The organism is Acinetobacter sp. SH024 (genome assembly GCF_000163635.1).
GTDB lineage: Bacteria > Pseudomonadota > Gammaproteobacteria > Pseudomonadales > Moraxellaceae > Acinetobacter > Acinetobacter pittii.
Genome location: NZ_GG753600.1, coordinates 1094517 through 1109177, shown reverse-complemented (window position 1 = coordinate 1109177; position 14661 = coordinate 1094517). Strand labels below are relative to the sequence as shown.

The window sequence follows — 14661 nt, the reverse complement described above, 5'->3', positions numbered from 1 at the left end:
TTGATTTATATCGTTTAGAAAGGAAGACGGGTAAGCTGGTCTAAGAAATGTGGAATAACTTTAGGTTCAAGTAAAATGGTTACGATGATCCCGTAAGCTGCACCCCACAAATGAGCGCTATGGTTGATATGACTATTACCTCGCTTACCAGCCCAAATACTGTACGCCACATATAAAATAGCGAAAATAATAGCGGGTATAGGAATGAAGAATACAAAAATCAGCTTCCATGGCTGAAACAGAATATAAGCAAATAAAACCGCTGAAACAGCACCTGAAGCGCCTAGACTGGCCCAGTTCGCATCATTTTTATGTTGTAAATAGCTTGGCAAAATCGCAAAGATTAAGCCACCTAAGTAAAACAACACAAAACCCATGTCGTAAAAATATTGGCGATAAAAGCTTTCAATAATACTGCCAAAGAAAAATAGGGTAATCATGTTGAAGAGTAGATGTGTTCCATCAGCATGAATAAAGCCATGAGTAATGAATCGATCAATTTGTCCACGTTGCATTGCAGGCGGCCAAAAAATCAATCGGTTCATTACATTTTGATTGCTAAAAGCAAGTAAAGAGATAATGACCGTAATAATAATAAGAGTAACTGTATGGTTAAACGGCAAATGCAACATAAGAAATATTTAAAAAATGATCAATACTGAGGTCAATAATGCCATTAAAAACTTAACTTGAAACCCTGTTGTGTATAAATCCGACAAATTTAGTTGATTTTTTTTAAATCTACCTCATCTTCGGTTAATATAAAGGCATCAGCTTGAGGAATATTGTTATGTCGACTGAGAACACCAACACTGCTGTTGCAGAAGAAATTCCAAACCTTTTGATTACACCATCTGCACAAGAGTATTTGCACGATTTACTAACGAAGCAAAATACTCCGGGAATTGGCGTTCGAATTTTTGTTGAGCATCCTGGTACGCCACGTGCCGAATGCTGTATGGCATATAGTGCGCCAGAAGAAGTGATTCCAACAGATTATAAACAGGACTATCCTGATTTTCCTGCGTATATTGATGCGCCATCTATTCCTTATCTTTTAGATGCCGTAATCGATTACAACAAGGACCGTTTTGGTGGTCAGCTCACTTTCCGTGCTCCAAATTCTAAAGTTCCACGTGTTGGTCCAGATGCTTCGATTGAAGAACGTATTACTTACATTCTTCAAGCAGAAATTAACCCAGGTCTTGCAGGGCATGGCGGAAATTGTAGTTTGGTAGAAGTACAAGATGATCCAGAACACGGTTTAACTGCTGTATTGAAATTTGGTGGTGGTTGCCAAGGTTGTTCTGCAATCGATGTTACCTTGAAACAAGGTGTAGAAACTACTTTAAGAGAGAACATTCCTGAGCTTCAACGTGTGGTTGACCAAACAGACCATACACAAGCTGAAGGTGCTTACTTCAAATAATTAAATTATTTGAAAAGTAAAATAAAAAAGCCTCGCAATGAGGTTTTTTTATTATTCAATATAAATAATGATAATTATTATCAATATCATTTGTAATTTTATTTATCTTTGTTACAATGCGGAACTGAAAATGAGAGATGTTTAATAAATCAATATATTGGGAATACTTATGTCGAAGCGTATTATCCAGTCAGTGCTTTCTGTTTCAGTACTGGCAAGTATGATGTCTATGGCTTATGCTGCACAAAATGAGCAAGAACAAGCTGAAAAAGCATTAGAAAAGCCTGCTGAACCTGTGAAATTGGAAACAATTTTTGTAACAGCTGAAGAGCAGGTGAAGCAGTCGCTCGGCGTATCAGTAATCACCCAAGAAGATTTAGAAAAACTACCAGTTCGTAATGATATTTCTGATTATGTGCGCCGTATGCCTGGTGTCAATTTAACAGGTAACAGCGCAACAGGGCAGCGTGGCAATAATAGACAAATTGATATCCGTGGAATGGGGCCTGAAAACACGCTTATTTTAGTAGATGGAAAACCAATTAACTCTCGTAATTCAGTTCGTTATGGCTGGAAAGGAGAGCGTGATACACGAGGTGACTCAAACTGGGTGCCAGCAGAAGCAATCGAGTCGATTGAGGTTTTACGTGGACCGGCAGCAGCTCGTTATGGCTCTGGTGCGGCAGGTGGTGTGGTTAACATCATTACTAAAAAAGTGACTAATGAAACCCATGGCTCAGTAGAGTTTTATACATCGCAACCTGAAGACTCTAAAGAAGGTGCATCAAATCGTGTTGGTTTTAACGTAAGTGGGCCACTGATTAAAGATGTTTTGTCTTATCGTTTATATGGTAATTACAATAAAACAGAAGCTGACGATGTTGATATTAATAAATCAATTGGTAGTACCGCAGCTGGGCGTGAAGGCGTTAAAAATAAAGATATTTCAGGTCGTTTAGCTTGGCAGGCAACAGATCAGCAAACTGTTTTGCTTGATGTTTCTTCTAGCAAACAAGGTAATATTTATTCTGGTGACTCTCAGTTAAATGCAAATGCTGAGGCGGATGCGATTCTTTCAGAACTTATTGGTAAAGAAACCAATACTATGTACCGTGATAGCTATGCATTAACACATGAGGGGGATTGGTCTTGGGGTAAGAGTAAGCTCGTTGCTCAATATGACAAAACGCATAATAAACGTCTTCCAGAAGGCCTTGGCGGTAGCACGGAAGGAAAAATTAATAATCTTGATGATAAAGCCACTTCACGTTTGGAAACTCTTCGATTTAATGGTGAAGCCAATATTCCTTTTGAATATTATGTACCGCATGTATTAACACTTGGTACTGAATGGGTTGAAGACAGATTTAAAGATAATGTATCGACAAACCAAGGGAAAGACAGTAGTGGTTCAGGTTATGGCGATCAATTGGCTAAAGGCGATCGCAGTAAAATGGAGTCACGTATTGCTTCTGCATATGTCGAAGATAACTTGAAACTCACAGACAGTACAGATATCGTGTTAGGCCTTCGTTTTGATGACCATAGTAAATCTGGTTCTAACTGGAGCCCAAGCTTAAATATTACCCAAAGACTTAACGATTATTTCACTTTAAAAGGTGGGGTAGCAAAAGCTTATAAAGCACCGAATATGTATCAAAATGCCGAAGGGTATTTATTAAGTACAAATGGTAATGGTTGTCCGGCCAATATTGAGTCACGTTGCTTGTTGCAAGGTAATGGTGATTTAAAACCAGAAACTTCGGTAAACAAAGAGCTTGGTATCCAGTTCCAAAAAGATATCGTGAATGCAAGCTTAACTTGGTTCCGCAATGACTATAAAGATAAAATTGTGGCTGGTACAAATGTGGTTGGAACAGTTGATGGTTCAAGCACGAATACAAATACAGGAGCTGTGACCAATACCAAGTGGAATATCTTACGTTGGGAAAATACGCCTAAAGCATTAATTCAAGGTTTTGAAGGAAGCTTAGGATTAGACTTCGGTGATATCCGCTGGACTAATAACTTTACGTATATGATGGATTCAAAAGATAAACAAACAGGTAATCCATTATCTTTAGTTCCAATCTATACAATTAACTCAATTTTTGATTATGACATCACAGATCAGTTAGATGTAAATTTTGTATTTACTCAATATGGTCGTCAAAAATCACGTCAGTTTGCAGAAAGTAGAATCGAATCTGGTATTGGTTCAGGTGGAGCAAATTCTGCGCTTAAGCCAAGTACTGTAAAAAGCTATAGTACCGCTGGAATCAATGTCGGTTATAAATTTTCAGACAATATAAGTACGCGTGTTGGTGTAAGCAACTTGTTTGATAAACAAATTTTAAGAGACAGTAATTCAATCAGCCAAACTTATAATGAACCAGGTCGAGCTTATTACGCTTCTTTAAAATATTCTTTCTAATCAACACAAATAACAAAGGCGCTTTAAGCGCCTTTGTTATTTAAAATATCTAATGTTTTTTCAGAATAATAAAACTTTTCTAAGTAAACACGGGCACGGCGTCTTAAATGTCCTGTTGTAATTAACTGCTGTAATACAGGCACAAGTAACTTGGTCAGCTCATGTTGTACTAAACCTTCATCAATATTGAGGTCACGAAGTAACAAGTCAAAACTACGCTCCTGATTACGTACATACCAAGTATAGATACCATCATGTACTTGCTGTTTTAGATAATCAGTTTGACGAATGTGGTCCCAGATTTCATGCCCTAAACCAACCGTTTTTGATAAGTCTTGAGTTTCTACATAATTTTTTAAAACAGAAAGTGGCATAGTTTTAACTTTATGCCAAACATTTGCCTGAAAATGGTAGAGCTTATCATTGTCAAAATGTTGGTTTAAAACACGCTCACTCATTTGGCTGAGTTTTAAAATATTCTTTTGCAAATAATGATTAATCGTATCGTCCAGATTTGAATCGGTTACTGTTTCTAAAACAGATTTCCCCATTTTCATAAAACGACCTACACCGGGCACACGTTTTGACATCGATTCATCTAAATAATCATGCATTGTTTGCTGAATCAGTTGCGTGAGCAGGGCCGAAAAAGCAGGGTTATTCACAATCGTTTTAATCAGTTTTTTACGGTGCTGTTCCTTACTTGCAACGTATTGTGCAATTCGGTCAATCGTTAGAACAGGAATAACATCTTCAACAGTTGCGCTTTCATTTGCAGGATGAATCAATGCAAAGCGAATATGCTCAGCAATTTGTTCAATCAGGAAATCAGAAGCAGGCGTATCTAAAATCTGCTTTTGAATGAGCTGTTGAATTTGTTCAAAAGTCCACAGATGTTGTAATTGCCGACTCCCCAACCAATGATAAAATTGCTCAAACTCTTGCTGGATCACCTGAGTCTGAGCAAATTGCTCATCTAAAAAATCTAGATGAGCTTCAATAAGTTTTTCAATAAGTGGTTGGGTAGACATAAGGTCTCACAAGTCCGAAGTTTTATTAAGGTGTGGTCGTTTTTGACGACTGATTTGTTTCTACTTTAAGTAAAAACGGTAGATATTGTTGCATAACCAACTGTTCAGCTTCCAATATTGGCATATGACCTACATTTTCTAAAATAACTGGAGGCTGAGCATTCTTTAAAAGTCGTTTTAGTTCACTTGCTACTTCGACATTAATAATCTTATCTTGTTTGCCCCATAGAATGAGCGTCGGTGCATCGATCGTTTTGGTAAGTACCGCAAAGGAGTCTGGTGTATAGACTTTATTAAGTGCAATCAATTGATCAACCAGTTTTTGTGTTTGAGGTGCCTGATCAATCATCAACTTTTCTTGAGCTTGAAGAAACTCTTTAGGAATAAACGGAGGATTAAACATGGTTTGTTTTAATAAATAATTAAAGTCACCTTTTTTAGACACTAAAAGTTGTTTGAGGTAAGCAGGATCTTTTAAATAAATTGTATTGGCTGAGCGAAAAATACCGCCGCTATCTACTAAAAATAAACTTTTCGTTTCAAATGGATATTGTCCAGCATAGAGTAGGGCAATAGAGCCGCCGAGTGAGTGCCCAGCAATATGAATTGGACCTTTTAAATTTGCAGCCTCAACAAAGCGACGTAACTTTTCAGCAAGATTTGGTACAGAATAATCGAAGTCTTGTGGAACGATAGTTTCACCACTACCCGGTAAATCAGGAATAATGACATGGTAATTTGTGGTGAGATAACGAGCCACTCGGTTCCAGTTATCACGGCTACCCGCTAAACCATGAATAAGGAGTAAAGTCGGTTTTGTTGTAGAGCCGCCTTCGCTATATGACCAAGTCACATCACCGACTTTTAAGCTTTTGCTTTGTAGGCCTGCCCAGCTACGTTCTTGCTGTAATACATTCTGGAATGTCACATCAATATTATCGGCTGCCTGTGTTTGAGAAATAATCATCACTGACAATACGCTACAAGCCAAAGTCAGGGCGGTAGCAGTTTTTTTCATAGAGGCCATAATTGATGTGGACAGCCTTGTCATAGATTTCATCCTTGAAGCTTAAGCGAGTTTGAAAAATTATTGAAAAACTTTGCCAATGAGTCATTTGCCAAATGTTTGGAATGAAGAAAATTATAGTCAATCCGAGAACCAAAGTATGTCTATTTTTTCACTAAACAGTAGTGAATATGCAGTGAGCTCTACATTAAAACAGGTTAAGTATTTTTAAATTTTTTCATAGAAAAGGATTTATTTTTTGTCAGTGACATTCAAATTTTGACACATTAAAATGATTTCCAACCTTGAAAAAACAATGGAAATATAAAATGCCTACTGCGCAAGAAGTTTTAGATCGTCTGAAAGCCGGTAATCAACGATTTGTAAATGGAAATACTTCCCTTGCAAAAACCTTATCTCATCAAGAACGCGCTGAAATGGCAAAGGATCAAAATCCGTTTGCAATTGTACTTGGCTGCTCAGATTCTCGTGTTCCAGCAGAGATGGTATTTGACCAAGGTCTTGGTGACTTATTCGTAATCCGTGTAGCTGGTAATGTGGTTGCACCTTCACAAGTCGGTAGTGTTGAGTTCGCAGCAGAGCGTTATGACTGCCCAGTTGTAGTTGTATTAGGACACAGCCATTGTGGTGCGATTCAAGCAACAATTGATACGTTAATGAATCCTGATCACCCGCCATCATCTAACCTAATGTCGATTGTGAACCGCGTTCGTCCATCAGTTGAAATTTTAATGCAGACTGACTTAAAAAATGATTTGAAAAAATTATCATGTCATGCGGTACGTTCAAACGTTTTTGCTTCTGTAAATCAATTACGCCATGGTTCAGCGGTGTTAGAGAGCCTGATTGCAAAAGGTGAATTAATTGTTGTTGGTGCAGAATATTCACTCGAAACAGGTGAAGTTACTTTTTTTGATTTCTGATCATATTAAAAAGAATGCTTAAAGATAAAAGGTGCCTATAGGGCACCTTTTATATATGGGTAAGCTAAATTAAGTAGTTTTGACTGCGCTTGAGCATTGGGATGAATCAAATCATTTTGCATAAGCTGTTTTTGACCAGCAACACCATCTAGAAAAAACGGTAGTAGTTTCACCTGATATTTTTGACTTACAACTTTATAATTATTTTCAAAAGCTTTGCTATACGCAGCCCCATAATTTGGCGGAATCTTCATGCCAAAAAGAATAACTTTGGCTTTTTGTTTCTGGCTTAATTGAATGAGCTGATCCAGATTCTTTTGAATCATTTGAGGTGATTGACCACGCAAGCCATCATTCCCGCCTAATTCAATCACGACAACATTGGGCTTATAAGTCTGTAATAACTTAGGTAATCGAGCTAAAGCACCGCTTGTTGTTTCTCCACTAACACTTGCATTGACCACTTTGTGTTGTTTGGGATACTGTTGGTCTAAACGTTTTTGCAGTAATTGTACCCAACCTTGTTTGGGATCAATTCCGTAACCGGCACTAATACTATCTCCTAAAATTAAAATAGTTTTCGCCGATACAAGCATGGGCAGCATACTTAATGAGATGAGCATGATGCTTTTAGAACCAATCAAAAAAGATTTAGACATTTGTACTTCGACCCTGATTCTGAATACATAGGACTTTTCACATCATGCCACAACCCATCATTGCTGCCCATCAAGTTACACAAACTATTCAGATTAACCAAAATCAGTTTACGATTTTAAAAGATATTGATTTAGAGATTTTTGAAGGGGAACAGGTAGCAATTACGGGACGTTCCGGCTCAGGTAAATCAACCTTACTAGGAATTTTGGCGACTTTAGATCAACCGTCTGAAGGAGAAGTCTGGTTGTGTGGTCAAGCTGTTCATCAGTTAACAGAGGAACAACGTGCCCAAATCAGAATGCAGCATATTGGTTTTGTATTTCAGTCTTTTCAACTTCTGCCTCAGTTGAGTGCGCTTGAAAATGTGATGTTACCTTTACGATTACGTAAAGACTTTGATTATAAAACAGCGGAGAAAAAAGCTTTAGATTGGTTGCATCGAGTAGGGCTGAGTCGTCAAGTTGAACAAACGCCTAAAGTCTTATCTGGTGGCGAGCAGCAGCGTGTAGCCATTGCACGCGCTCTCATTGCAGAACCACAAATTATTTTTGCGGATGAACCGACTGGAAACCTAGATGGTCAGACGGCACAAGAAATCGAAAGCTTGCTCTTTGATTTAAACCGAGAGTTAGGTACGACTCTGATTTTGGTGACCCATGATCGTAATTTAGCAACCCTTTGTCAGCGTCATGTTGAGTTAGATGATGGCCGACTAAAGACAGTACAGGGTGGTTAAGCTATGCGTAATCTTCTCAAACCACTTTTGCTACAGAGTTTTCGTACGGGTGGATTATATCTACTCATTATTGCTTTATCGCTTGCGATTAGCGCAACGACAGCCCTGAAATTTAGTAACGATCAAGTTAAAAATGCAGTAAGTCTGCAAGCTTCACAAATGCTGGGTGCTGATTTAGTTCTGTCGAATAACGAGCCTATCGAGCAGTCGTGGAAAAAAAGGGCAGAGCAGCTAGATCTAAAACAAACCAATGTCACTATATTTAGCTCGATGGCACATACCCAAGATCAGTTTGTCATGGTGAATGTAAAGACAATTGAGCCTTTATTTCCACTCAGAGGACAGTTGGAAATTGAGCCAAGCGCTAAAGCAATTCAATCTGGTGAGGTTTGGCTAAGTCAAAGAGCAGCCGATTTACTTAAAGTAAAGCTAGGAGATACTGTTTCTATTGCTGATGGTACCTTCCGTTTTAGTGGCGTGATTGTGCGTGATTCAAATCAAGAACTCGGTTTTTCAGGCTTTTCTCCAAGCGTTATTATTCATCAAGCCGATATTGCTAAGACTCATGCGATTCAGATAGGGAGCAGAATTGACTATCGTTTATTAATGGCAGGTAGCCCTGAACAGGTTCAGTCATTTTCAAAGCAATTTAAGCAACAGCATCAACCATCTAAAGAACCAGATGAAACGGCAGGTTTGCGTTTACGTGATGCGAGTGAATCAAATAGTCGGTTATTACGCCCGCTTGAAAACCTAGATACCTTTTTGCAATTAGCCAATATTTTAACGATTTTGTTGTGTGGGATTGCCATTGCTTTAACGAGTCAAAGATATGTTCAGCAAAACCAAGATCATATTGCACTTATTAGATGCTTAGGCGCCAGTAAGTTCCAAATCTTGTGGGCATATATTGGATTGCTTTGTATTGTCAGTGCGATTTCAATTGTGCTGGGAAGCCTATTAGGTTTAATCATGGGGTTTGGCCTGCTGCAACTTATGCTGCAATTGATTCCTCAATTAGAGTTAAGTTTTTCGGTTGTACCTCTTTTGGTCGGGCCTTTACCAATTGCGATTTTTACCAGCGTGATTGTGCTGCTTGGTTTTATTTTGCCAAGCATTTGGGAGCTTTTAAATACACCTCCAATTCGTGTTATTCGGGAGCAAGCCAAATCTCGCAAATCTTTATTTTTTATGTTTTTTGCAGGAATCACTAGCCTAGTCGTTTTTAGTTTGGTATTGAGTGAAAACTTAATGCTCAGCATTCTGGTTTTAGCAGCCATTATTGTTCTTTGTATTTTGCTTTACACTGTTGTTTGGCTATTGCTTCGCAGTTTAAAAAAGCTGAAAAATCGTTTGTCTTTTTATATTCGTTCGCCATCGCAAAGCGCCTTACAAATTACTGCATTGGCTTTAGGCTTAAGCCTCATTACAGTACTCAGTGTATTAAGAACAGATTTATTAGAGCGTTGGCAACAACAACTTCCGGAAGGAACACCGAATCAATTTGTTTATGGATTGCCTCCATTTGATTTAAAAGCCTTTGAGCAACAGTTAAAGCAACATGGTTGGCAAAGCACCCCGTTATACCCAAATATTCGTGGCCGATTACTGGCTAAAAATGATGTACCTTTTTCAGAAGAGGCTATAAAGCAAAATAATTCTTTGCGCCGTGAATTGAATTTAACACAATCAAATCAATTGCCGAATGACAACGTAATTACAAAAGGACAAGCTCAGTTTAATGGCGTAGGGCAAGTTTCAGTCGAAAGTAAAACTGCCGAAAGTTTGGGAATCCAAATTGGAGATAAGCTTACTTTTGGTTTGCCCGAAGGCAACTTACAGGCCAAAGTTGTGAATTTCCGGAGTGTCGAGTGGGAAAGTTTTAGCCCTAACTTTTTCTTTATTTTTTCACCTAAAACCTTAGACGAAAATGCTGGAAGTTATTTAGGTAGTTTCTATGTGCCTAAGCAAGATCAACCTAAAATGATCACTATTATTCAGCAGTTCTCAAATACAGTATTTATTGATGTTGACCGGATTTTAGATGAAGTAAAACGCTTAATGAATGTTTTGGTCAAAATAGTAACTGTACTGGCAGCGTTAGTCGGTTTTTCTGGAATATTGGTACTGATTGCATGTTTAAACCTGTTAATGGACGAGCGACGCCGTGAGGTTGCTTTACTGCGCTCATTTGGTTTATCTAAAAATAAAATGAAGCAAATGCTCAGTTTTGAGATTGGTTTCTTAGGTCTGCTAGCAGGCATAGTTGCCTGCTGTTTTGCAGAAGTGATTAGTGCGATCGCAAGCTATAAAATGAATATGGCAATACAGTGGCATATTGAAATATGGCTGATTTTACCAATTGGCATGATGCTGGTTTGTGCGCTGATTGGTCGTTATCGACTAGGCTATCTCTGTAATTTGCCACCTTTACAAAGTTTAAGAGAATTAAACCAAGTGTAGTTTAAGGAATAATGTCAGGGTTCTGGATGATGATTTCATGCCATAGGGGAAGCAACGGTGAGTTGAGCTGTACACAGTACATATAAAAACCACCTGTAATTACAACTGCTCCTAATAAGCCTAAGATTTTGAGCACATTTTTTAACTTGCTGACATAGCTTAAGTACCACATCAGTGCAAGAAATGCTCCAATAATCATGCCGCCAATATGCGCGGCATTATTAATACCTGTTGCGACAAAACCAAAAATAAGGTTGATGGCCATAACCATTAATAAAGCTTTTTTATCGAGTATGTAGGCTTGATGCGGAAGCGGGGGAAATAGAGAAAGTACTGTTAACGCAGCACCTAATCCCATTACGGCACCCGAAGCACCTGCACTGACATGAGGAAGTAAACTTTGATCGAAATGTTGCAGTAATTCATGCCCATTTTGAATAGTCATATAGCTACTGAGAAGGCTACCAAATAAGCCAGCAAGTAAATACATACCTATAAAATAGAAGCGACCAAATAGTGACTCAGCTACATTACCGAAAATATAGAGGGCCCACATGTTAAGCATGAGGTGAACAAGACCAAAATGAAAAAACATGCTGGTAAATAAGCGTTCGGGCTGCCCAGTAAAAGTAAGTGGTGTAAAATCAGCGCCCCAATGAATAGCATCTTTCATGACTGGGTCGCTAATATCGACACCAGTCGCAATTTGCCAGACAAACAAACTTACATTAATCAAGATCAGTAAGGCGGTCAGCCACCAAGTTTGTACATTGAGTTTACGATTAATGTGCGGAGGCTGATATTGAGTCATGCTATGCTTTTGTTATATATGAACATGCTTAACAGCTTAACATGAAAAAAGTTGAATACAGGAGATCAGGACGAACATGAAAGCTTTTATTGTTCGCGTGTTGTTAATTTTTATTGGGGCAATTCTCCTTATTCAGCTTTGGATTTTCTCAAGTTTAGTTTGGTGGCGTACACATGAAGTCGATACCACCATGTTTATGCGAATTGATTATTGGTCAGATACCTCAGAGCCGATCATTCATGAATGGCTTGACTATGATGATATTAGTGACAATTTTAAACATGCGATTTTAGCTGGGGAAGATGCAAAATTCATCCATCACCATGGTTTTGACTGGGATGGCATTCGTTTTGCACTAGAGCGGAATAATGAAGAAGGCGAAGTGGTTGCTGGTGGTTCTACAGTATCTCAACAACTGGCAAAGAATTTGTTTTTATACAATAAGCGTTCGTTTATTCGTAAAGGCCAAGAAACTATCGCAACTTGGATGATGGAGCGGATGTGGTCAAAACGCCGAATTCTTGAGGTATATATGAACTCTGTTGAATTTGGCAAAAACCGATATGGTGTAGAAGCAGCCGCGCAATATTATTATGGTAAAAGTGCGAGAAGCTTAACGCGTGAACAAGCTGCTTTTTTGGCCGCATTATTGCCTGATCCGAAATATTATCAAGATCACCGCAATGATCGTAAACTACAGTATAGAAAACGCGTTATTCTACGTTATATGAATAGCACCCAGATTCCCGAATAATGATGTTTTAAAGATGTGTAAATTTTTTAGTTTTTACCAAATTGTCATATTTTTGCAGCATACTGTTTTATAGAGATTTTGGCTGGATAGAGAATTGAGTTAGACATGAATACAGCGATTACACCAACGACCCCAACAGAATATAGTTATAATGACCGTTACATAAATCGTGAATTGTCTATTCTTGACTTCCATTTGCGTGTATTGGAGCAAGCGGTAGACCCTTTACATCCATTACTTGAGCGAATGAATTTCTTGCTCATTTTTTCACGTAATCTAGACGAGTTTTTCGAAATTCGTGTTGCAGGGGTGATGGAGCAATTTTCTCTGGGCAATGAGAGTCGTAGCCCTGATGGTTTGACGCCAAGACAAGTCTTACAAAAAATCTCTGAAACTGCTCACGCTGCGATTGAACGTCAATATCGTATTTTAAATGAAGAAATCTTACCTAAATTACGTGAAGAAGATATTTGCTTCCTCCGTCGTGGTGAACTAACGCCAGCACAGTCAGCTTGGATTAAGAAGTATTTTCAAGAACAAGTTGCACCTGTATTAACCCCAATTAGCTTAGATCCAGCGCATCCGTTCCCACGTCTCGTAAACAAGAGCTTAAACTTTATTATTACCTTAGAAGGTAAAGATGCTTTTGGCCGTCAAATTGATTTAGCCGTGGTTCCAGCCCCACGTTCATTACCTCGCGTTGTACGACTGCCAGATGAGTTAACAGGTGGTAAAGAACATCACGTCATGCTATCTGCAATTATCCATGAGCATGTGTCCGATTTGTTCCCTGGCATGACAGCAACAGGATGTTATCAATTCCGTGTTACACGTAATGCAGACTTGGCATTAAATGAAGATGTTGAAGATTTAGCAAAAGCTTTAAAAGGTGAATTAAGTTCTCGACGTTTTGGCCGTGCTGTTCGCTTAGAAGTAACTCATAACTGTCCGCAGCATATTTATGAGTACTTATTAGAAGAATTTGATTTAACCGATGAGCAGTTATACAAAGTTGATGGACCTGTAAACTTAGCTCGTCTGGTTTCAAATTTTAAACGCCCTCATTTGCGTTATGACTCGCATACGCCGATTGTGCCTAAAGTGTTTAAAAAGACCGAGAACATTTTCTCTGCAATGCAGAAGCAAGACATTTTACTTCATCATCCTTTTGAATCTTTCGCACCCGTGATTCAGCTACTTCGTGAAGCTGCTCGCGATCCACAAGTATTGGCAATTAAGCAGACGCTTTACCGTAGTGGTGCTGACTCTGAAATTGTACAGATTTTGGCGGAAGCAGCGCGTAATGGAAAAGAAGTGACCGCAGTTATTGAATTGCGTGCCCGCTTTGATGAAGAATCAAATATTGAAGTAGCTAACGTTTTACAAGAAGCGGGGGCTGTCGTTGTTTACGGTATTGTTGGTTATAAAACTCACGCCAAAATGATTATGGTGGTGCGCCGTGAAAATAACAAACTTGTGCGTTACGTTCATTTAGGCACTGGTAACTACCATGCAATGAATGCTCGAATTTATACCGATTATGGTCTCATGACGACCGATAAAGATCTCTGTGAAGACGTGCATCGTATCTTCCAAGAGTTGACTGGTATGGGCAAAATGGCGAAATTGAAAAAGCTATTACATGCACCATTTACCTTACATGCTCAGCTCATCAACTTTATTGATGAAGAAATTGCCAATGCTAAGGCAGGACGTAAAGCTCAAATTATTGTGAAAGTGAATGCCTTAACGGAAGTTCAATTGATCAATAAATTATATGAAGCATCTCAAGCAGGTGTTCAGATTGATTTGATTATTCGTTCTATTTGCTGTTTACGTCCAGGTTTGCCTAACTTATCAGAAAATATTCGTGTACGTTCAATTGTAGGGCGCTTCCTTGAACATACCCGTGTTTATTACTTCAGCAATAATGGTGATGCGCGTATTTACTGCTCAAGCGCAGACTGGATGGATCGTAATTTATTTAACCGTGTTGAAGCATGTTTTCCTGTGGAAGATCCTGCATTGAAAAAACGTATTTATCAACAAGGCCTAGTGAACTATTTGCAAGATAACCAGCAAGCTTGGTTGTTACAGTCAGATGGTACTTGGGTACGTGCTGAGCCAGCAGAGGGTGAAAAATTGCATAATGCTCAAAGAGCACTATTAGAAATGATTAAATAATAAGTTTTAAATTTAATTAAAAAAGCCGACAAAATGTCGGCTTTTTTAATTCACTGAAATTCAAAATAATTTAATTAGTTTTTCTAAATGGTTGTTGGGTATACGATAATAAGTTGAAGCACAGCAAGATGTTTTTAAAATATGTGATTTTTTCCATAAAACATTGAATTTTATAAATATACAAATCATGTGAAATCTACTTTAATACG

The 14661-nt window shown here is 38.4% G+C and carries 13 protein-coding genes; 7 read left to right on the top strand and 6 right to left on the bottom strand.

Annotated features, from left to right (window positions below; genetic code table 11):
• Positions 1 to 14 precede the first annotated feature (14 nt).
• The gene (locus HMPREF0013_RS11080; protein WP_005802983.1) at positions 15 to 632 is read right to left on the bottom strand and encodes a rhomboid family intramembrane serine protease; all 618 of its coding nucleotides are present in this window, start codon (positions 630 to 632) and stop codon (positions 15 to 17) included.
• 158 nt (positions 633 to 790) lie between these two features.
• Between HMPREF0013_RS11080 and nfuA the strand changes: the two genes are divergently transcribed.
• Both nfuA and HMPREF0013_RS11070 read left to right on the top strand, forming a co-directional pair.
• A complete protein-coding gene (gene nfuA, locus HMPREF0013_RS11075; RefSeq protein ID WP_002117617.1) occupies positions 791 to 1429 on the top strand; it encodes a Fe-S biogenesis protein NfuA in 639 nt (212 codons plus the stop codon).
• A 169-nt stretch (positions 1430 to 1598) separates the two neighbouring features.
• Positions 1599 to 3863, top strand: a complete 2265-nt coding sequence (locus HMPREF0013_RS11070; RefSeq protein WP_017481355.1) for a TonB-dependent siderophore receptor — start codon at positions 1599 to 1601, stop codon at positions 3861 to 3863.
• Between the two features lie 23 nt (positions 3864 to 3886).
• Here HMPREF0013_RS11070 and HMPREF0013_RS11065 read toward each other — a convergent pair whose 3' ends face one another.
• The gene (locus tag HMPREF0013_RS11065; protein WP_005802980.1) at positions 3887 to 4894 is read right to left on the bottom strand and encodes a hypothetical protein; all 1008 of its coding nucleotides are present in this window, start codon (positions 4892 to 4894) and stop codon (positions 3887 to 3889) included.
• 25 nt (positions 4895 to 4919) lie between these two features.
• Positions 4920 to 5945, bottom strand: coding sequence for an alpha/beta fold hydrolase (locus HMPREF0013_RS11060; RefSeq protein ID WP_005802979.1), 1026 nt, complete (start codon positions 5943 to 5945; stop codon positions 4920 to 4922).
• A 284-nt stretch (positions 5946 to 6229) separates the two neighbouring features.
• Between HMPREF0013_RS11060 and HMPREF0013_RS11055 the strand changes: the two genes are divergently transcribed.
• Positions 6230 to 6844, top strand: a complete 615-nt coding sequence (locus tag HMPREF0013_RS11055; RefSeq protein WP_002117769.1) for a carbonic anhydrase — start codon at positions 6230 to 6232, stop codon at positions 6842 to 6844.
• 35 nt (positions 6845 to 6879) lie between these two features.
• On the opposite strand, the gene HMPREF0013_RS11050 is transcribed toward HMPREF0013_RS11055, so the two are convergent.
• Positions 6880 to 7503 (bottom strand): arylesterase, encoded by a 624-nt coding sequence (locus HMPREF0013_RS11050; protein ID WP_005802977.1) that lies wholly within the window; start codon positions 7501 to 7503, stop codon positions 6880 to 6882.
• A gap of 44 nt (positions 7504 to 7547) precedes the next feature.
• Here HMPREF0013_RS11050 and HMPREF0013_RS11045 point away from each other — a divergent pair, with 44 nt between their 5' ends.
• Together HMPREF0013_RS11045 and HMPREF0013_RS11040 are read left to right on the top strand one after the other, a co-directional pair.
• On the top strand, positions 7548 to 8240 hold the full coding sequence (locus HMPREF0013_RS11045) for an ABC transporter ATP-binding protein (RefSeq protein ID WP_005802976.1): 693 nt from the start codon (positions 7548 to 7550) through the stop codon (positions 8238 to 8240).
• A 3-nt stretch (positions 8241 to 8243) separates the two neighbouring features.
• Positions 8244 to 10703, top strand: coding sequence for an ABC transporter permease (locus HMPREF0013_RS11040; RefSeq protein ID WP_005802974.1), 2460 nt, complete (start codon positions 8244 to 8246; stop codon positions 10701 to 10703).
• A 1-nt stretch (position 10704) separates the two neighbouring features.
• On the opposite strand, the gene HMPREF0013_RS11035 is transcribed toward HMPREF0013_RS11040, so the two are convergent.
• Positions 10705 to 11514, bottom strand: coding sequence for a rhomboid family intramembrane serine protease (locus tag HMPREF0013_RS11035; protein WP_005802972.1), 810 nt, complete (start codon positions 11512 to 11514; stop codon positions 10705 to 10707).
• Between the two features lie 76 nt (positions 11515 to 11590).
• Between HMPREF0013_RS11035 and mtgA the strand changes: the two genes are divergently transcribed.
• Positions 11591 to 12268, top strand: a complete 678-nt coding sequence (gene mtgA / locus HMPREF0013_RS11030; RefSeq protein ID WP_002117784.1) for a monofunctional biosynthetic peptidoglycan transglycosylase — start codon at positions 11591 to 11593, stop codon at positions 12266 to 12268.
• Between the two features lie 105 nt (positions 12269 to 12373).
• Positions 12374 to 14452: a polyphosphate kinase 1 gene (gene ppk1, locus HMPREF0013_RS11025; protein WP_005802970.1), complete on the top strand. Its 2079-nt coding sequence runs from the start codon at positions 12374 to 12376 to the stop codon at positions 14450 to 14452.
• 60 nt (positions 14453 to 14512) lie between these two features.
• On the opposite strand, the gene HMPREF0013_RS24465 is transcribed toward ppk1, so the two are convergent.
• Positions 14513 to 14641, bottom strand: coding sequence for a hypothetical protein (locus tag HMPREF0013_RS24465; protein ID WP_078210343.1), 129 nt, complete (start codon positions 14639 to 14641; stop codon positions 14513 to 14515).
• Positions 14642 to 14661 lie beyond the last annotated feature (20 nt).